Below are 18,929 nucleotides of genomic sequence, written 5' to 3' on the forward strand. Positions count from 1 at the left end.
GGATGTTCGTCGAGGACGGTCGCGTCGTCACCAGCCCCACCGATCTGTCGAACTGGTCCGCCTGCGAGTGGGCCGTCCTCCGGCGCCTCGACGCCGCCCTCGGCAGGGCTCCGCGGGTCGAGGTCGATGAGGACGACATGCTCGTCCGCACCGCGCGCCTCGGCGACGAGCACGAGCGCCGCTTCCTCGCCGAGCTGAAGGAGTCGCACCGGGTCGTCGAGTTCGAGCGGCCCGAGCGCGCCGACTACGTCGCCGCGGCCGACGCCGCCGTCGAGGCGATGCGCGCAGGCGTCGATGTGCTCTACCAGGCCACCTTCTTCGACGGGAGCTTCATCGGCTTCTCCGACTTCCTCCTGCGCACCGACGACGGCGCCTACGAGGTCTACGACACCAAGCTCGCGCGCCACGCGAAGATCCCCGCGCTGCTGCAGCTCGCCGCCTACGCCGAGCAGATGGCGGCGCGCGGCGTCCGGGTCGGGCCGCGCGTGCACCTCGTACTCGGCGACGGCTCGATCACGAGCCACGAGCTCGCGACGATCGCCCCTGTGCAGCGGGTGCAGCGCGCTCGACTGCGCTCCGTCGTCGAGGAGCGGCTGGCCGCCTCCGAGCCGCTCGCCTGGGGAGACCCGCGCTACGTCGCGTGCGGGCGCTGTGCGTTCTGCACGCCGGAGGTGCACGCGCACCGCGATCCGATCCTGGTCGCGGGGATGCGGGTCGACCAGCGCGCGAAGCTCGCGGCGGCCGGAGTGGTGACCATCGACGCGCTCGCCACCGGCTCAGGAGGGGTGCCGGGCATCAGCGCGGGCACCCTCGAGTCGCTGCGCGCGCAGGCCCGGCTGCAGCTCGCCTCCGAGGCGGCGCCCGGGCGCCCGCCCGTCGTCGAGGTCCTCGACGCCTCGGTGCTCGCCGCGCTGCCCGCTCCCGATCCGGGAGACCTGTTCTTCGACTTCGAGGGAGACCCGCTCCACTCCGAGGACGGCCACCAGTGGGGCCTCGACTACCTCTTCGGCCTGGTCGACGTCGACGAGCGCTTCACCGCCTTCTGGGCGCACGACCTCGCGGCCGAGCGCCGGGCCCTCGTCGACTTCCTCGCGCACCTGGGCGAGCGCCGCGCCGCGAACCCCGGTCTGCACGTCTACCACTACGCCTCCTATGAGCGCACGCACCTGCTCTCGCTCGCGCAGCGGCACGGAGTGGGCGAGGAGGAGGTCGACGCGCTCCTGCGCGACGGCGTCCTGGTCGACCTGTACCCGGTGGTCCGCCGGGCGCTGCGGGTCGGGTCGCCGAGCTACTCGATCAAGAAGCTCGAGCCGCTCTACATGGGCGACGAGGCGCGCGACACGGCGGGAGTGACGAACGCCGCCGACAGCATCACCGCCTACGTCGAGGCGGCCGAGCTGCTGCGCGGGCCCGACGCCGAGGAGGGCGAGCGCCGGCTCGTCGAGATCGCCGAGTACAACGCCTACGACTGCCGCTCGACCCTGCGGCTGCGCGACTGGCTCCTCTCGCTCGCACCCGAGCGCGACGCGCCCCTGCTCCTGGTCGAGGTCGACCTCCCGGTCCCGCGAGAGCCCGGTCCGGTCGCGGTCGCGCTCCTCGCTGAGATCGAGGGGGTCGAGCCCCGCGAGCGCACGAGCGACCAGACGGCTCTCGCACTCGCCGCCGCGGCGATCGACTACCACCGCCGCGAGGCGAAGACCTTCTGGCAGGAGCACTTCGACCGGCTGCGGCAGCCGCTCGAGGACTGGGCCGATGCGCGCGACGTGGTCGTCGTCGACCGCGTCGAGGTGGTGCGCGACTGGTCGAAGCTCCCGAAGGCGCGCACGCAGTCCCGCGAGCTGCGGCTGCTCGGCCGCCTCGCGCCCGGCAGCAGGCTCAGCGTCGGCACCAAGCCCTACCTGGTCTACGACTCGCCCGCGCCGCTCGGAGCCCCCTCGCCCGGCCCGGGCCTTCGCGGAGCCTCCGATCGCAGCGAGATCCTCGCGGTCCACGACGAGGGCGATGCCGTCGTGCTGCAGCTCAAAGAGGGCATCCCGGCGGGGGAGGAGCCGCACGACGACGTCCCGATCGCGCTCGCGCCCGCGCCGCCTCCGCGGGCGAAGCCGCAGCCCGAGGCGATCGCCGAATGGGGCGGTGACGTCCTCGACGCCCTGCCGAGCCTCCTGCCGGACCCCGCCCTCGACGTCCTCCGCCGCACGCCCCCGGCGGAGGTCGTCCCCGTCTCCGGCGCGGACGTCGTCGGCGCCGTGGTGGCGTCGCTCCTCGCCCTCGATCACGCGACGCTCGCCGTCCAGGGGCCGCCGGGCACCGGCAAGACCTATGTCGGCTCCCACGTCATCGCCCGCCTGGTCCGCGACCACGGCTGGCGCGTCGGCGTCGTCGGGCAGTCCCACTCCGTCGTCGAGAACGTCCTCGCGGCCGTCGTCGGCCGTGGAGTCGACCCGGCGCGCGTGCTCAAGGTACCCAAGACCGGCACCACCGCGGAGGCGCTCGCCGCCGTCACCTGGACTCCGGTCAAGAACGGAGCGGCCCTCGCCTCGGCGGCAGAGGCAGGGGGTGGCTGCGTGATCGGAGGCACCGCCTGGACCTTCGCGAACGACGGCACGGTCCCGCGCCGCTCGCTCGACCTGCTCGTCATCGACGAGGCCGGCCAGTTCTCGCTCGCGCCGACCATCGCGAGCGCGATCTCGGCCCAGCGCCTCCTCCTGCTCGGAGACCCGCAGCAGCTCCCGCAGGTCAGCCAGGGGTCGCACCCCGAGCCGGTCGACACCTCCGCGCTCGGCTGGCTCGCCGACGGGCACGACGTGCTGCCGGCCGAGTACGGCTACTTCCTCGCGCAGACGTACCGGATGCACCCCGCCCTCACCGCGGCCGTGTCCGAGCTCTCCTACGAGGGCGCCCTCCGCTCGCGGGCGCCCGAGGAGCGCCTGCTCGAGGGCGTCGAGCCGGGCCTGCACTCGGTGCCGGTCGAGCACCACGGAGACACCACCTCCTCGGTCGACGAGGCCCGCCGCGTCGTCGAGATCGCCCGGTCGATGATCGGCCGCTCCTGGATCGACGAGCACGGCGCGCGGAGTCTCACCGCCGCCGACGTCATCGTGGTCGCCCCGTACAACGCGCAGGGCGGGCTCCTCCGCGCCGCCCTCGACGACGCGGGTCTCGCCGAGACGGCCGTGGGCACGGTCGACCTGTTCCAGGGCCGGGAGGCGGTGGTCGCCATCGTCTCGCTCGCCGCCTCCTCCGGTGCCGACGTGCCGAGGGGGCTCGAGTTCCTCCTGATGCCCAATCGGCTCAACGTCGCGATCTCGCGGGCGAAGTGGGCCGCCTACCTGGTGCACTCGCCGGCGCTCGCCGCCTCGCCGCCCACCTCGATGGTCGCGCTCGAGAGGCTGTCGCGCTTCATCCGGCTCCTCGAGAGCGCCGTGGAGTGACGGAATCAGTGGTCGCTCCGCGCGATCGGCCTCGTTCTCCTCTGTCCACGGTCTTCTCCGCAGAGGAAACCGTCGCTACGGTGGTCGCATGAGAATCCTCCTGGTCGGCGCCGGCGGCGTCGGCGACGCCTTCGCCAAGATCGCCGCGCGCCGCACCTTCTTCGAGCAGATCATCGTCTGCGACTACGAGCTCGATCGGGCCGAGCGCACCGTCGCCTGGATCGCCGACCGGCACGGGCAGGAGGGCGTCGAGGACCGCTTCGTCGCCGCCCGGATCGACGCCTCCGACGCCGAGAGCGTCGAGACCGTCGCCCGCGCGCACCGGGCGACCCACGTCATGAACGCCGTCGAGCCCAAGTTCGTGCCGACGATCTTCGCCGGGGCGCTCGCCGCCGGCGCCGACTACCTCGACATGGCGATGAGCCTGTCGCGCCCGCATCCGCTCGAGCCGCACGCGCAGACCGGGCTGAAGCTCGGCGACGAGCAGTTCGCCGCATCGAGCGCGTGGGAGTCGGCGGGGCGCCTCGCCCTCGTGGGCATGGGCGTCGAGCCCGGCCTGTCCGACGTCTTCGCGCGCTACGCGTCCGACCACCTCTTCGACGAGATCGACGAGCTCGGGGTCCGCGACGGCGCGAACCTCGTCGTGCGCGACGAGAGCGGCGCCGAGATCTTCGCGCCGTCGTTCTCGATCTGGACGACCATCGAGGAGTGCCTGAACCCTCCGGTGGTCTTCGAGAAGGAGCGCGGCTGGTTCACGACGCCGCCCTTCTCCGAGCCCGAGGTGTTCGAGTTCCCCGAGGGCATCGGGCCCGTCGAGTGCGTCAACGTCGAGCACGAGGAGGTGCTGCTGATGCCGCGCTGGCTCGACGCGAAGCGGGTCACCTTCAAGTACGGACTCGGCGAGGAGTTCATCGGCGTGCTGCGCACCCTCAACCTGCTCGGCCTCGACCGCACCGAGCCGATCCGCGTGCGCTCCTCGGAGGGTCCGGTGCTCGTGGCGCCCCGCGACGTGGTGGCCGCCGCCCTGCCCGACCCCGCCGGCATCGGCCCGCGGATGACCGGCAAGACCTGCGCGGGTCTCTGGGTCAGCGGCACCAGGGGCGGCGAGCACCGCGAGGTGTACCTCTACCACGTGAGCGACAACGAGTGGACGATGGCCGAGTACGGCACGCAGTGCGTCGTCTGGCAGACCGCGCTCAACCCCGTCATCGCACTCGAGATGCTGGCGACGGGCCTCTGGTCCGGCTCCGGTGTGCTCGGGCCCGAGGCGTTCGACGCCGAGCCGTTCCTCGAGCTGATGGCGCGCCCGGTCGCCGACGGCGGCTACGGCCAGGCCTGGCACGTCCGCGAGGACGGAGCGAGCTGAATCGGGGCGAGCCTAGGCTGGACGCATGAGCATCGACGGCGATCGGCTCGCCTCAGCGAGAGACGAGGCGCGCGCGGCCCTGGAGGCCGCCCGTGCACTGCAGGCCCAGGCCGCGGCCGCACTCGAGCGGGCGGAGGCGGCGGCTGCCGCTCTCGGGGCGGCGAGCGGTCCGGAGGAGGCGGCCGCCGTGGTCGACGACGTCCGACTCGTCGAAGACGCGCAGGCGCCGGACGCAGCTGCGCCACCCGTGCCCGGCCCGCTCCCCGAGTCGGCCGTCGACGCCGTCCGCGCCGGCTACGCCTTCTCCGGCCCCGCCCTCGAGCTCGGCGCCCTCGTCAACGGCGACGCCCGCGTCGACGTGCCCGTCCGCATCCCGCTCGGAATGCTCAACCGGCACGGGCTCGTCGTCGGCGCGACCGGCACGGGCAAGACCAAGACGCTCCAGGTGCTCGCCGAGCAGCTCTCGGCGCACGGCGTCCCCGTCTTCGCCGCCGACATCAAGGGCGACCTCTCGGGCCTCGCCACCCCCGGCACCGCGAGCGACTCGCTCGTCGCGCGCACCCGCACCATCGGCCAGGACTGGGTCGCGGAGGCGGCACCCGCCGAGTACTTCGCGCTCGGCGGCATCGGCACCGGCGTCCCCGTCCGCGCGACCGTCACCGGCTTCGGTCCGCTCCTGCTCGCGAAGGTCCTCGGGCTGAACCACACCCAGGAGTCGAGCCTCGGCCTGGTCTTCCACTACGCCGAGTCCGCGCGGCTGCCGCTCGTCGACCTGTCGGATCTCCGCGCCGTCCTCACCTACCTCGTCGGCGACGAGGGCAAGGCCGAGCTCGCCGAGCTGGGCGGTCTCTCGAAGGCGACCGCGGGAGTGATCCTGCGCGAGCTGATCGCCTTCGCCGACCAGGGCGCCGACGTGTTCTTCGGGGAGCCCGAGATCGACACTGCCGAGTTCCTCCGCAGCACCCCCGAGGGCCGGGGCGTCGTCAGCCTGCTCGAGGTGCCGGGAGTCGCCGACCGGCCGGCGCTGTTCTCGACGTTCCTGATGTGGCTGCTCGCCGACCTCTTCAACGACCTGCCCGAGGTCGGCGACCTCGACCGCCCGAAGCTCGTGTTCTTCTTCGACGAGGCGCACCTGCTCTTCCGCGACGCGTCCAAGGACTTCCTCGCGGCGATCACCCAGACCGTGCGGCTGATCCGCTCGAAGGGCGTCGGCATCGTCTTCGTCACTCAGACGCCCAAGGACGTCCCCGGCGACGTGCTCGCCCAGCTCGGCTCGCGCATCCAGCACCAGCTGCGCGCGCACACCCCCGACGACGCGAAGGCCCTGCGCGCGACCGTCTCGACCTACCCCGAGTCCGACTACGACCTCGGCGAGATCCTGCAGGCCCTGCCGATCGGCGAGGCGATCGTCACCGTGATGAACGAGCGCGGCGCTCCGACTCCCGTCGCGTGGACGCGCCTGCGCGCTCCGCAGGGCTCGATGTCGCCGACCCCGGAGGCAGAACGGGAGGCGAGCGTCCAGCGCTCCCCGCTGCTCGCCCGCTACGGCACCCCGCTCGACCGCGACTCCGCGCGCGAGATCCTGACCCGCCGCCTCGACGCCGCCGCCGAGGCCGAGGAGGCGCGCCTCGCCGCCGAGGAGCGCGCCGAGGAGGAGGCCCGCGCCGCGAAGGAGCGCGCCCGCGAGGAGGTCCGCCTCGCCAAGGAGCGCGCCACCGCCGAGCGCCGCGCCGACGAGGCCGCCGAGCGCTCCCGCCGCCGCACCGCCCCCCGCTCGACCGCCCCCCGCACCCCCCGACGCGACAAGACCGTCGTCGAGCAGGTCCTCGGATCCTCGGCAGGCTCGACGTTGCTCCGCGAGGTCGTCCGCGGCATCTTCGGCACCACCCGCCGGCGCTGACGGGGGCCATCTGCGGCGTTGTCGTCAGTCGCGATACCGCCGGTATCGCTCCCTCCTCCGCCTTGCAGCCGACCCCCGTCAGCGCCGGCGGCGACTGGGCGAGGGATGCGTGCCCCCGCCCCCTGCATGCTGATCGAGTAGCCCGCGCAGCGGGCGTATCGAGATCCACCAGCGTCAGCAGCACCGCCCCTGAGCGCCACGGTCTGTCGTCCCGCCCTGCATGCTGATCGAGCCCGCAGCCCGCGGAGCGGGCGTATCGAGAACCACCAGCGTCAGAAGCCCTGCCTCGCAGCCCACGCCTCCTGGCGCGAGCCGCCCCGTTCCATCCGTCACAGACGCACCGTCCCTACCCCTTCACGCGGCTCATCCGCGACCGATCGACCACCTCGGGGAGCGCACCGCGGCACTGGCCGCTAACGCCCGCGTGTTAGCGTCGGCAACGTGACCGAGAGCCCGACGACCCGCGACCGCATCCTCCGGGCGACCGCCGAGCTGCTCGCCGAGGGCGGGCGCGATGCCGTCTCGACCCGCGCCATCAGCACCGCCGCCGGCGTCCAGGCGCCCACCATCTACCGCACCTTCGGCGACCTCCGTGGACTTCTCGACGCCGTCGCCGCCGCCGGGTTCGGAGCCGCGCAGGCCGAGTTCGAGCGCGTCGACCCGCCCGCCGATCCGGTCGCCGCCCTCCGCGCCGCCTGGGACCACCACGTCGCCTTCGGTCTCGCCGAGCCGCACCTCTACGCGCTGATGTTCACCGCGCGTCCGGGGGAGGAGTCGGAGGCGGCCCGCCACGCCCGCGGCGTCCTGCTCGCCCACGTCCACGCCGTGGCGGAGGCGGGCCGCCTGACCGTCGACGTCGAGCGGGCGGCGCGCCTGCTCCAGTCCGCGGCGCTCGGCTGCACGCTGACGCTCACGGCCGACGGCGACGACGAGCTCTCGGCCCGCTCCCGCGAGGCCGTCCTCGCCGCGATCACGACCCTCGACTCGGGCCCCGTCGATCCTGCGGCCCGGGCGGTCGTCGCCCACGCCGTCGCGTTGCGCGAGGCACTGCCGACGGTCGACGGTCTGAGCGCGGGGGAGCGGGGTCTCCTCGAGGAGTGGCTCGACCGGCTCGCGCACTGAGCGATCCGACTCGCGCACAGAGCACCGCGGAGACAGCAAACGGCGCCGCGCGCTGGCGAGAGCGTGCGACGCCGTTCGGCGGAGGATGGGGGATTCGAACCCCCGAGGGCTTTCACCCAACACGCTTTCCAAGCGTGCGCCATAGGCCACTAGGCGAATCCTCCAGGCGCGACCGTGATCGCGACCTGAAGCACACTACCCGAATCCGACCGGCGCCGCTGACCACGCGGGTCCCCGGGCTCGCGGCATCGGGTTAGACTGTCTCCCGGCTCCCCGCGTGGCGCCATCCAGGCCAACTCCCCCAGGGCGGAAACGCAGCAAGGGTAACCGGGCTCTGGCGGGTGCGCGGGGGGTCTTCTTCGTCTCAGCGGCAGGTTGCCGCGGGGCCTCCGCCGCCGCTCCTCCACAGGCCGCCTCTGCTGCACGCTCTCCCATCCGAGGCGCCCGTCCAGCCATGCGCGAGGCCCCCTCGGTAGGCTTGCGCCGATGGTTCAGAGCATCTACATCTCGTCCGCCGAAGGTCATTCCGGCAAGTCCACGGTCGCCCTCGGCGTCCTCGATCTGCTCAGCAGTCAGGTGCAGCGTGTCGGTGTCTTCCGGCCGATCGCGCGGTCGGCCTCCGAGCCCGACTACGTGCTCGAGATGCTGCTCGGCCACTCCGAGTCGGGCCTGGTCTACGAGGACTGCATCGGCGTCACCTACGAGGACGTCCACGCCGACGGCGAGGCCGCGCTCTCGCGCATCGTCGAGCGCTACAAGGGCGTCGAGGCGCAGTGCGACGCGGTCGTCATCCTCGGCTCCGACTACACCGACGTCGGCAGCCCGACCGAGCTCGGCTACAACTCGCGCGTCGCCGCGAACCTCGGCGCCCCGGTGCTGCTGGTGCTCACCGGCCGCGATCCCTCCCGCAGCGAGCAGCTCGGGCAGGCGCCCGCGCGCACTCCCGAGGAGATGCGCCAGATCACCGAGCTCGCCTCCGTCGAGCTGCGCACCGCCCACGCCACGCTCATCGGGGTCATCGCCAATCGCGCCGATCCCGAGACCGCTCCCGCCGCTGTCGAGGCCATCCGCTCGGCGCTTCCCACGCCGGTGCCGGTCTGGGCGATCCGCGAGGATCCGTTCCTCGTGGCGCCGAGCTTCTCGCGCCTCGTCGACGTGGTCGACGGAGTCGTGGTCGCCGGCGATCCCGAGCTGCTCGGCCGCGAGGTGCTGGGCGTCGTCGTCGCCGGCATGTCGATGGTCAACGTCCTGCCGCGGCTGATGGAGGGCGGGGTCGTCATCGTCCCGGGCGACCGCCCCGAGGTGGTGCTGGCCGTGATCATGGCGCACGCCTCCGGCAACTTCCCGACGGTCTCGGGCATCATCCTCAACGGAGGCTTCGAGCTGCAGGAGCCGATCGTCCGCCTGATCGAGGGCGTCGACAACAGGCTCCCGATCGTGATGACCGAGCTCGGCACCTACGACACCGCCGTGCGCGTCACCGCCGCCCGCGGGCGCCTGGCGGCCGACTCGCCGCGCAAGCGCGACACCTCCCTCGCCCTCTTCGAGGAGGCCATCGACGCGGTCGAGCTGCTCACCCTGCTCGACGTCGGCCGCTCCGAGGTGGTCACCCCGCTGATGTTCGAGTACGGCCTGATCGAGCGCGCCCGCATCGCCGATCGCCACATCGTGCTCCCCGAGGGCGGCGACGACCGCATCCTCCGCGCCGCCGCGACGGTCCTCAAGCGCGGCATCGCCCGCCTGACGATCCTCGGCGAGGAGTCGGAGGTGCGCGGCCGTGCCGCCGCCCTCGGTCTCGACATCGACGGCGCCCGCGTGCTCAGCACGCTCGACCCCGAGCACCGAGCGCGCTTCGCGGAGGAGTACGCGAAGATCCGCGCCCACAAGGGCATCACCTACGACCACGCCTACGACACGGTGACCGACGTCTCCTACTTCGGCACGATGATGGTGCAGCTCGGCCTGGCCGACGGCATGGTCTCGGGAGCCGCCCACACCACCGCGCACACGATCCGCCCCGGCTTCGAGATCATCAAGACCACCCCGGGCGTCTCCGTCGTCTCGAGCGTGTTCCTGATGGCGCTGGCCGACCGGGTCCTCGTCTACGGCGACTGCGCAGTGAACCCCGACCCGACCGCCACGCAGCTCGCCGACATCGCGATCTCCTCCGCCGAGACGGCGCAGCAGTTCGGCATCGACCCCCGGATCGCGATGCTCTCCTACTCCACCGGCGAGAGCGGAGCGGGGGCCGACGTCGAGAAGGTCCGCGCGGCCACGGCGCTGGTCCGCGAGCGCCGCTCCGACCTGCTCGTCGAGGGGCCCATCCAGTACGACGCGGCGGCCGACGCCGCCGTCGCGGCCTCGAAGATGCCCGGCTCGCAGGTCGCGGGCCGTGCGACGGTGTTCATCTTCCCCGACCTCAACACGGGCAACAACACCTACAAGGCGGTGCAGCGCTCGGCCGGCGCCGTCGCCATCGGCCCGGTCCTCCAGGGTCTCCGGAAGCCGGTCAACGACCTCTCCCGCGGTGCCCTCGTGCAGGACATCGTCAACACCGTCGCGATCACCGCGATCCAGGCGGCGACGCAGGCGATCGTGCCGCCGACCTCCGCCATCCCCCTGCCCGTGCGCTGACGGCCACCCGCCGCCGCGTCCCCTCCCGACCCCGATCACCCCAGGAGTCCCATCGTGTCCGTCGTCCTCGTCGTCAACAGCGGTTCGTCGTCGTTCAAGTACCAGCTCATCGAGATGACGACGGAGGAGACGCTCGCCAGCGGTCTCGTCGAGCGGATCGGGGAGGAGACCGGCCGCACGAAGCACACCCGCGACGGCGAGAGCATCGAGTTCGAGACCCCGATCCCCGACCACACCGCGGGCTTCGACGCGATGATCCGCGCCTTCGCCGAGCACGGCCCGAGCCTCGACGAGTTCCCGCCCGTCGCGGTCGGCCACCGCGTCGTGCACGGCGGCAAGCGCTTCTACGAGCCGACCCTGATCACCGACCTGGTCAAGATCAACATCGAGGACCTCTCCGATCTCGCTCCGCTGCACAACCCGGCGAACCTCGAGGGCATCAAGGCCGCGCAGAAGGCCTTCGCCGACGTTCCGCACGTCGCGGTGTTCGACACGGCCTTCCATCACACGATCCCCGCGGCGGCCTCCGCGTACGCCATCCCCGCCGACCTCGCCGACAAGCACCGCATCCGCCGCTACGGGTTCCACGGCACGTCGCACAAGTTCGTCTCGGAGTCGGCCGCCGCGTTCCTCGGCCGCCGCCGCTCCGACCTCAAGACCATCGTCCTCCACCTCGGCAACGGCGCCTCGGCGTGCGCGGTCGACGGAGGCGCGTCCGTCGAGACCTCGATGGGCATGACCCCGCTCGAGGGCCTCGTCATGGGCACCCGCTCCGGAGACCTCGACCCCGCGGTCGTCTTCCACCTCGCCCGCAAGGCCGGCCTGTCGATCGACGAGCTCGACACCGTCCTCAACCGCCGCAGCGGACTCCTCGGCCTCTCCGGCCGCGGCGACATGCGCGACGTCCAGGAGGCGGCCGATTCCGGCGACGAGAAGGCTCGCGCCGCCCTCGACGTCTACTACCACCGCCTCCGCCACTACATCGGCGCCTACTACGCCCAGCTCGGCCACGTCGACGCGATCGTCTTCACCGCCGGAGTCGGCGAGAACGTCGCCGCCGTCCGCGCCGGCGCCCTGCGCGGCCTCGAGGGCCTCGGCGTCGAGCTCGACGAGGCGCGCAACACGAGCCCCGACCGCGGCGCTCGCCGCATCTCCACCGACGACTCCCGCGTCGCCGTCCTCGTGATCCCCACCAACGAAGAGCTCGAGATCGCGCGGCAGTCCTTGTCGGTCGTCTAGCGGCGCAGCCGCTAGACGACTCGCGGTCGGCTTCCAGGGGTGGTTGCGATTCGCAGAGCGGGCAACGTCGGGCTGCCGGAAATCACTCGCACGCGATTTCCGGTCGCGCCCTCTGCCCTGTGCGTGCAACCCCGGTGCGCTCCGGTCGAGCTCACACGCGGGGGTCGGGCACCTACGAGTCGTGCCCTCTGCGAGGGCGGCGATCTGCGGGGGCGGGCGAGCGCTGCGCGCTCGACCCTCCTTAGTGCCCCCGCCACCCTCGCTGATCGAGTAGCCCGCGGAGCGGGCGTATCGAGATCCACGTCCGTCAGAAGATGGTGCGCACGCGCCTTGTACCCAGCGCTCCGCCCCCTCTCTCGCTGATCGAGTAGCCCGCGGAGCGGGCGTATCGAGATCCACCACCGCCAGAAGAGTGGGGCAGAGGATCGATCTGCTGATGCTGGTGCTCGATGCGCCTCGACTTCCGCCTCACCGCTGAGACGCGGAGCGGCTCCCGTGGGTGAGCCGCGGCTCAGGGCAGCAGTCGCTCCGCGCCCGCGTAGACGTTGAAGCCGCCGCCGCGGCTGAAGCCGAGGAGGGTGAGGCTCGAGCGGCGCGCGAGGTCGACGGCGAGGGACGACGGCGCGCCGACGGCGGCCAGCAGGGGGATCCCCGCCATCACCGCCTTCTGCACCAGCTCGAACGACGCCCGACCCGACACCTGCAGCATCGTCCCGCGCAGCGGCAGCCGCCCCTCCCGCAGACCCCACCCCACGACCTTGTCGACGGCGTTGTGCCGGCCGACGTCCTCGCGCAGCACCAGCAGCGACCCGTCGGCGTCGAACAGCCCCGCCGCGTGCACGCCGCCGGTGCGCTCGAACACCGCCTGAGCCTCCCGGAGGCGCTCCGGCAGCTCGACCAGCAGCTCGCGCGGCACCCGCAGCGGATCCTCCGCCACCGTCCATGCCGAGTCCGTCGTCACCGCGTCGAGGGAGGCGAGGCCGCAGACCCCGCACGAGCTCGTCGTGTAGACCGAGCGCTCCCGCTCGAGCAGCACCGCCTCTCGCCCGTCGCGCACGGTCGCGTCGACCACGTTGTAGGTGTTCTCGGCGGGCCCCGATCCGCTGGCGCAGTACCGCATCGCCGAGAGCTGCTCGGTGGCAGTGAGCACCCCCTCCGAGACGAGGAACCCCGCGACGAGATCGAAGTCGTCGCCCGGAGTGCGCATCGTGACGCTGAACCGCCGCCCGCCGACGCGGATCTCGAGCGGCTCCTCGACCGCGAGCACGTCCTCCCGGACCCGGGGCGGCGCCTCCGCGCGGACGGCGGTCAGGCGGGTGCGGACGACACTGCGGCTCATGAGGCTCCTTGCGAGGGTGGGAGTCATCCTCGCACCGCGACCCCGGAGCCGCCTGCGACGTACGATGCAGGAATGGTCGACGACGCCGAGCCCCGCGAGAGTCCGATCGACGAGAGTCGACTGACGGTCGCCTCCCCGAAGCGCAGGGCGGTCGGCATCCCCGGCGTCGCCCACGCCCTGCAGATCTCCCTGAAGCAGATGGGTCCGCTGCGCAGCGCCGAGACGCTGCTGCGGGTCAACCAGAAGACCGGCTTCGACTGCCCCGGCTGCGCCTGGCCCGAGGCCGACAAGCGCCACGTCGCCGAGTTCTGCGAGAACGGCGCGAAGGCCGTCGCCGAGGAGGCGACCCTCCGCACCGTCACGTCGGCGTTCTTCGCCGCGCACCCCGTCGCCGAGCTCGAGGAGTGGGACGACTTCGCCCTCGGCCAGCAGGGCCGCCTCACCGAGCCGATGCTGCTCGAGGAGGGCGCGACGCACTACCGTCCGGTCGGCTGGGACGAGGCGCTCGACATCGTCGCCGACGAGCTCCGCGCCCTCGCAGATCCGGACGAGGCGATCTTCTACACCTCCGGCCGCACCTCGAACGAGTCGGCGTTCGTCTACCAGCTGCTGGTCCGCGGCTTCGGCACCAACAACCTGCCCGACTGCTCCAACATGTGCCACGAGTCCAGTGGCTCGGCGCTGACCGAGACCATCGGGATCGGCAAGGGCTCGGTCAGCCTCCGCGACGTCGAGCGCGCACCGCTGCTCATCGTCGCCGGCCAGAACCCCGGGACCAACCACCCGCGGATGCTCACCGCCCTCGAGCGCGCCAAGCGGGCCGGGAGCACCATCGTGGCCGTCAATCCGCTGCCCGAGGCGGGGCTGCTCCGCTTCGACAACCCGCAGACCGTTCGCGGAACTCTCGGCAGCGGCACGCCGCTCGCCGACCACTTCCTCCAGGTGCGGCTCGGTGGCGATCAGGCCCTGTTCCAGGGGCTCGGCAAGGCGCTGCTCGAGGCAGAGGAGGCACGCGGCGACGTCTTCGACCGCGCCTTCATCCGCGAGAGCACCGACGGGCTCGACGCCTACCTCGACGAGCTGCGCGCGACGGCCTGGTCCGAGATCGAGCGGGGCAGCGGGATCGACGAGACCCGCATCCGCACCATCGCCGAGCTGATCGCGGCGTCCGAGGGCACGATCGTCTGCTGGGCGATGGGACTCACCCAGCACCGTCACTCCGTCGCGACCCTGAAGGACGTGGTCAACGTCCTCCTGCTGACCGGCAACATCGGCAAGCCGGGCGCGGGCGTCTGCCCGGTCCGCGGCCACTCGAACGTGCAGGGCGACCGCACGATGGGCATCTTCGAGCGGATGCCCGACTCCTTCCACGACGCGCTCGACCGCGAGTTCTCCTTCGCCTCGCCGCGCGAGCACGGCACCGACACCGTCGCGGCCATCCGCTCGATGCGCGACGGCACGGCCCGCGTCTTCGTCGGCCTCGGCGGCAACTTCGCCCGCGCGACGCCCGACAGCCGAGTCACGGAGGCGGCGATGCGCTCGCTCGCGCTGACGGTCCACATCTCGACCAAGCTCAACCGCTCGCACGTCGTCACCGGCCGCCGCGCCCTGATCCTGCCGACGCTCGGTCGCACCGACGCCGATGTCCAGGCGACGGGGGAGCAGCGGGTCACCGTCGAGGACTCGATGAGCGCGGTGCACGCGTCGCGCGGACGCTTGAAGCCCCCGAGTCCTGCGCTCCGCTCCGAGGTGGCGATCCTCACCGGCATCGCGGAGCGGCTGCTCGCCGATCGGGACAACGCGCCGGTCGTCGACTGGCCGGCCCTCCGCGGCGACTACCGGCTGATCCGCCGGCACATCGAGAACGTCGTGCCCGGCTTCGCCGCGTTCGAGCAGCGGATCGACATGCCCGGCGGCTTCGTCCTCCCGCACCCGCCCCGCGACGCGCGCCGCTTCGACACGCCGTCGGGTCGCGCGCAGTTCACGGCGAACCCGCTCGACTACCCGCGGGTGCCCGAGGGACGGCTGCTGCTGCAGACCCTGCGCTCGCACGACCAGTTCAACACCACGATCTACGGCAGGGACGACCGCTACCGCGGGATCCACGACGGCCGCCGCGTCGTGTTCGTGCACGCGGCCGACATCGCCGCGCTGGGCTTCGCCGACGGCGCGATGGTCGATCTCGTGTCCGAGTGGGAGGACGGCGTCGAGCGCCGCGCCGAGGCGTTCCGCGTCGTCGCGTACGACACGCCGCGGGGCTGCGCTGCGGCTTACTACCCCGAGACGAACGTGCTCGTCCCGCTCGACTCCACGGCGCGCGTCAGCAACACGCCCACCTCGAAGTCGGTGGTGATCCGGCTCGAAGCGGCCGCCTGAGTCACCGGCGCGGGGTCACCAGGGCAGGCGCAGCAGCGGCACGGAGTCGCCCGGGCGCCCGCCGGTGGGCGGCACGACCGCGACGGCCTCCGAGGCGCTGAGGCCGGTCAGCATGTGCGAGCGGATGCCCGCCGCGGCCCGCCATCGCCCCTCGACGAGCCGCACCGGTACGAGGGTCGTGGTCCCCGCCCGGCCGAGCTCCTCGCCGAGGAGGCCCTCCTCGAGGACGCCGTCGACGACTCCGCTCGCCGCGTCGATCGCCGGAGCCAGGAGCGACAGCCCCGCGAGCACCGCCGCGAGCGGGTTGCCGGGCAGCGCGATCACCAGGCGGTCGCCGGGCAGCGCCGCGACGAGCGCGGGATGGCCGGGACGCATCGCGACCCCGTCGATGATCGTGCGCCCGCCGGCCGCGACGATCGCGCGCCGCACCGCATCCGCCCGCGACCGCCCCGTGCCACCGGTCGTGACGACGAACGGGGCGGCGGAGTCGGTCAGCAGCGCGGTGATCGCCGCCTCGTCGTCGCCCACCCGCGTGACGGAGTCGACCGCGCCGCCGAGACCGCGCACGAGCGACGGCAGCAGCGGGGTGAAGGCGTCGCGGACGCGGCCGGGCTCCGGCATCCCGCGCGTGTCGATCTCGTCGCCGGTGAAGACGAGAGCGACGGGGGGCCGGGGCCGCACGCGCACCGAGTCCAGCCCCGCGACCGCCAGCAGAGCGAGGTGCGAGGGGCGGAGGCGGACGCCCGCCTCGACGAGCACCGTGCGCTCCGCGGCCTCGTCGCCCGCGCGCCGGATGTGCCGGCCGGCAGCGGGCGGCCGCGCGGTCGTGAGGACGTCTCCCCGCACGATCCCCTCCTCCGACGGCACGATCGCCTCGCACCACTCGGGCACGAGGGCGCCGGTGACGACCGGCTGCGCCGAGGTCCCGAGGCGCCAGGGTCCGGCTCCCCGCACCATCCAGCCGTCCATCGCCGACGAGTCGTAGTGGGGGAGCGGCCGCGGCGCGCGCACGGCCCCGGCGCTCACGCACCCCTCGGCCTCGGACAGCGCGCAGTCGAGGCTCGCGAGAGGGACCGCGCCCGCGGCGACGAGCGCGCGGGCGCGGCCCCAGTCGACCGCCTGGTGCCCGCTCATCCCCTCATTCTGCGGGGTGAGCGGGCGGGCGATCAGCCGAGGTAGCCGTTCGGGTTCAGCACGAACTTCTTCGCGGCGCCCTTGTCGAAGTCGGCGTAGCCCTGAGGTGCGTCCTCGAGCGAGATCGCCGTGGCCTGCACCGCCTTGGCGATCTGCACCTTGTCGTGCAGGATCGCCATCATCAGGGAGCGGTTGTACTTCATCACCGGGCACTGGCCCGTCGTGAAGGACAGCGACTTCGCCCAGCCGAGTCCGAGGCGGATCGAGAGCGAGCCCTCCTTCGCCGCGTCGTCGACTCCGCCCGGGTCACCGGTGACGTAGAGGCCGGGGATGCCGAGGGCGCCGCCGGCCGCGGTGATCGACATCAGCGAGTTGAGCACCGTCGCGGGCGCCTCGCTGCCCGAGTCGGGGCCGTTGCCGTGGGCCTCGAAGCCGACGGCGTCGACTCCGCAGTCGACCTCCGGGACGCCGAGGATCTGCTCGATCTGCCCGGCCGGGTCGCCCTTCGAGACGTCGACGGTCTCGCAGCCGAACGAGCGCGCCTGCGCGAGCCGCTCCTCGTTGAGGTCGGCGACGATCACGACGGCGGCGCCCAGCAGCTGCGCACCGACCGCGGCGGCGAGGCCCACGGGCCCGGCGCCGGCGACGTAGACCGTCGAGCCGACTCCGACGCCCGCCGTGACCGCACCGTGGAAGCCGGTCGGGAAGATGTCGGAGAGCATCGTCAGGTCGAGGATCTTCTCGAGCGCCTGGTCGCGGTCGGGGAAGACGAGCAGGTTCCAGTCGGCGTAGGGGACCATCACATACTCGGCCTGCCCGCCGACCCAGCCGCCCATGTCGACGTAGCCGTAGGCGCTGCCGGGGCGGTCGGGGTTCACGTTCAGGCAGATGCCGGTCTTGCGCTCCTTGCAGTTGCGACAGCGGCCGCAGGCGATGTTGAACGGCACCGACACGATGTCGCCGACCTTGACGAACTCGACGTCGGGGCCGACCTCGACGACCTCGCCGGTGATCTCGTGGCCGAGGACGAGATCGGACGGGGCGGTCGTGCGCCCGCGGACCATGTGCTGGTCCGAGCCGCAGATGTTGGTCGAGACGGTCTTGAGGATCGCGCCGTGCGGGAGCTTCCGGCCGATGTTGGCGGGATTGACGCCCGGCCCGTCCTTCAGCTCGAACGTCGGGTAGTCGATGTCGATGACCTCGACGACTCCGGGCGACTTGTAGGCGACGGCTCTGTTGCCTGACATGCGGTTCTCCTTCGATGAGGATGTCCGCGGCGCACTCGCGACCGCGGGAGCTCGCGTCGCGGCGGGTCGCCCGCAGGGAGGGAGAGGCCGCGGCGTCGAGGCTCGAGCGCACCGTACGGGCGCCGGATGTGAAGGAGCGGTGACTCTTCGCGGAACGACCCGGGGTGGGCGCAGGGCGTCCCTCAGACGGGTGGTGCGTGCCGCGCGACTGCTCCGCTCGCGGCCGAGACAGCGCGGTTCAGGGCGTCTGATCCGCCGCCCTCGAGGCCCGCCGCGTACCCCACGAGGAAGGTCGTGAGCGGGGCGGCGGGGCGGACGACCCCGTGCGCGGCGTCGCCGGCCAGCGACAGCAGGACGTCGTGCGGAATCGGGACCTCGCCCAGTCCGAGCGCCTCGGTCAGCTCGCGCCACCAGGCCGAGAGGGTCGCGTCGGTCGGGCTCGGGTGGCCGGTGGTGTCAGTCATGCGTCGATTCTGCGCCCGGATGCGCCGCGCCGGGGAGCGCGATGCCGTGCGCCCGTGCGTCCGCGGGATCGTCGACGTCGTCGGTCGAGCCGGCGGGCACCTCGACGAGGAGGGTAGGCAGCGGGCGGAGCAGAGCGCGCACGGAGGCGTTCTCGACCCTGTCGAGCAGGCGGAGGGCGCGGGCGAGCTCGCGGGTCCGGTGCAGGCCGAGGAGGAACTGGGTCCGGCCGTCCCGGTCGACCGCGAGCAGCGAAGCAGCTCCGCCGTCCGTTCGCGTCGACAGCAGCGTCTCGACGGCCGGCGCCGGGTCGACGAGGTCGCCGGCCAGCAGCAGCACCCACTCGGGCGCGGGCTCGTGCTCCAGGAGGGGCAGAGCCGCGGCGAGGGCGGCGACCGGGCCGCCGAACGGAGGATCCTCCCGGACCGCCACGGCGCGTCCGAGCAGCGCGGGCGGCACCGGAGGCCCCACGACGATCGTCCTCGCGGCGCCCTCGGCGGTCGCGAGCACCCGCTCGAGCAGAGTCCGCCCGTCGAGGAGGAGGAGCGGCTTGTCCACTCCGTCGAGCCGGCTCGCGCGCCCTCCCGCGAGGATCACGGCGTCGAACGCGCGGGTCGTGCGCTGCTCGGTCACGGCTCCGATCGTAGGACCGAGGTTCCGCGGCGAGCGGACCCGGCTC

Annotated in this window: 12 protein-coding genes, 1 tRNA gene and 1 other RNA gene; 8 read left to right on the forward strand and 6 right to left on the reverse strand. The window is 73.0% G+C overall.

Annotated features, from left to right (window positions below; genetic code table 11):
- Nucleotides 1-2: 2 nt before the first annotated feature.
- The 4 genes from GRS96_RS07910 (at nucleotide 3) to GRS96_RS07925 (ending at nucleotide 7,819) form a co-directional block, all read left to right on the forward strand.
- A complete protein-coding gene (locus GRS96_RS07910; protein WP_159988194.1) occupies nucleotides 3-3,431 on the forward strand; it encodes a TM0106 family RecB-like putative nuclease in 3,429 nt (1,142 codons plus the stop codon).
- Nucleotides 3,432-3,519: 88 nt separating this feature from the next.
- A complete protein-coding gene (locus tag GRS96_RS07915; protein WP_159854138.1) occupies nucleotides 3,520-4,797 on the forward strand; it encodes a saccharopine dehydrogenase family protein in 1,278 nt (425 codons plus the stop codon).
- Nucleotides 4,798-4,822: 25 nt separating this feature from the next.
- The gene (locus tag GRS96_RS07920) at nucleotides 4,823-6,697 is read left to right on the forward strand and encodes a helicase HerA-like domain-containing protein (RefSeq protein ID WP_159988195.1); all 1,875 of its coding nucleotides are present in this window, start codon (nucleotides 4,823-4,825) and stop codon (nucleotides 6,695-6,697) included.
- A 441-nt stretch (nucleotides 6,698-7,138) separates the two neighbouring features.
- Nucleotides 7,139-7,819, forward strand: coding sequence for a TetR/AcrR family transcriptional regulator (locus tag GRS96_RS07925; RefSeq protein WP_159988196.1), 681 nt, complete (start codon nucleotides 7,139-7,141; stop codon nucleotides 7,817-7,819).
- Between the two features lie 79 nt (nucleotides 7,820-7,898).
- On the opposite strand, the gene GRS96_RS07930 is transcribed toward GRS96_RS07925, so the two are convergent.
- Nucleotides 7,899-7,983, reverse strand: a tRNA-Ser gene (locus GRS96_RS07930).
- Nucleotides 7,984-8,083: 100 nt separating this feature from the next.
- On the opposite strand from GRS96_RS07930, the gene ffs reads away from it, so the two are divergent.
- The 3 genes from ffs to GRS96_RS07945 all read left to right on the forward strand — a co-directional run bounded on the left by ffs (nucleotide 8,084) and on the right by GRS96_RS07945 (nucleotide 11,692).
- An RNA gene (gene ffs / locus GRS96_RS07935) (signal recognition particle sRNA small type) lies at nucleotides 8,084-8,180 on the forward strand.
- Between the two features lie 125 nt (nucleotides 8,181-8,305).
- Nucleotides 8,306-10,453 (forward strand): phosphate acetyltransferase, encoded by a 2,148-nt coding sequence (gene pta / locus GRS96_RS07940; RefSeq protein ID WP_159988197.1) that lies wholly within the window; start codon nucleotides 8,306-8,308, stop codon nucleotides 10,451-10,453.
- A gap of 54 nt (nucleotides 10,454-10,507) precedes the next feature.
- Entirely contained in the window at nucleotides 10,508-11,692 is a 1,185-nt protein-coding gene (locus tag GRS96_RS07945; RefSeq protein WP_159988198.1) for an acetate/propionate family kinase, read from the forward strand.
- 511 nt (nucleotides 11,693-12,203) lie between these two features.
- Here GRS96_RS07945 and fdhD read toward each other — a convergent pair.
- Nucleotides 12,204-13,031, reverse strand: coding sequence for a formate dehydrogenase accessory sulfurtransferase FdhD (gene fdhD / locus GRS96_RS07950; protein WP_159854128.1), 828 nt, complete (start codon nucleotides 13,029-13,031; stop codon nucleotides 12,204-12,206).
- Between the two features lie 72 nt (nucleotides 13,032-13,103).
- Here fdhD and GRS96_RS07955 point away from each other — a divergent pair, with 72 nt between their 5' ends.
- Nucleotides 13,104-15,407 (forward strand): FdhF/YdeP family oxidoreductase, encoded by a 2,304-nt coding sequence (locus GRS96_RS07955; protein WP_159988199.1) that lies wholly within the window; start codon nucleotides 13,104-13,106, stop codon nucleotides 15,405-15,407.
- A 15-nt stretch (nucleotides 15,408-15,422) separates the two neighbouring features.
- Here the strand turns inward: GRS96_RS07955 and GRS96_RS07960 are convergent, their stop codons facing one another.
- The 4 genes from GRS96_RS07960 to mobA form a co-directional block, all read right to left on the reverse strand.
- A complete protein-coding gene (locus GRS96_RS07960) occupies nucleotides 15,423-16,541 on the reverse strand; it encodes a molybdopterin molybdotransferase MoeA (protein ID WP_159988200.1) in 1,119 nt (372 codons plus the stop codon).
- A 32-nt stretch (nucleotides 16,542-16,573) separates the two neighbouring features.
- Nucleotides 16,574-17,788, reverse strand: a complete 1,215-nt coding sequence (fdhA, locus tag GRS96_RS07965; RefSeq protein ID WP_056041820.1) for a formaldehyde dehydrogenase, glutathione-independent — start codon at nucleotides 17,786-17,788, stop codon at nucleotides 16,574-16,576.
- Between the two features lie 182 nt (nucleotides 17,789-17,970).
- Nucleotides 17,971-18,252 (reverse strand): DUF6457 domain-containing protein, encoded by a 282-nt coding sequence (locus GRS96_RS07970; protein WP_159988201.1) that lies wholly within the window; start codon nucleotides 18,250-18,252, stop codon nucleotides 17,971-17,973.
- Nucleotides 18,245-18,883, reverse strand: a complete 639-nt coding sequence (gene mobA, locus GRS96_RS07975; protein WP_159988202.1) for a molybdenum cofactor guanylyltransferase — start codon at nucleotides 18,881-18,883, stop codon at nucleotides 18,245-18,247. Before mobA ends, GRS96_RS07970 begins: the two co-directional genes overlap by 8 nt.
- Between the last annotated feature and the right edge of the window lie 46 nt (nucleotides 18,884-18,929).

Source organism: Rathayibacter sp. VKM Ac-2803, from assembly GCF_009807175.1.
GTDB lineage: Bacteria > Actinomycetota > Actinomycetes > Actinomycetales > Microbacteriaceae > Rathayibacter.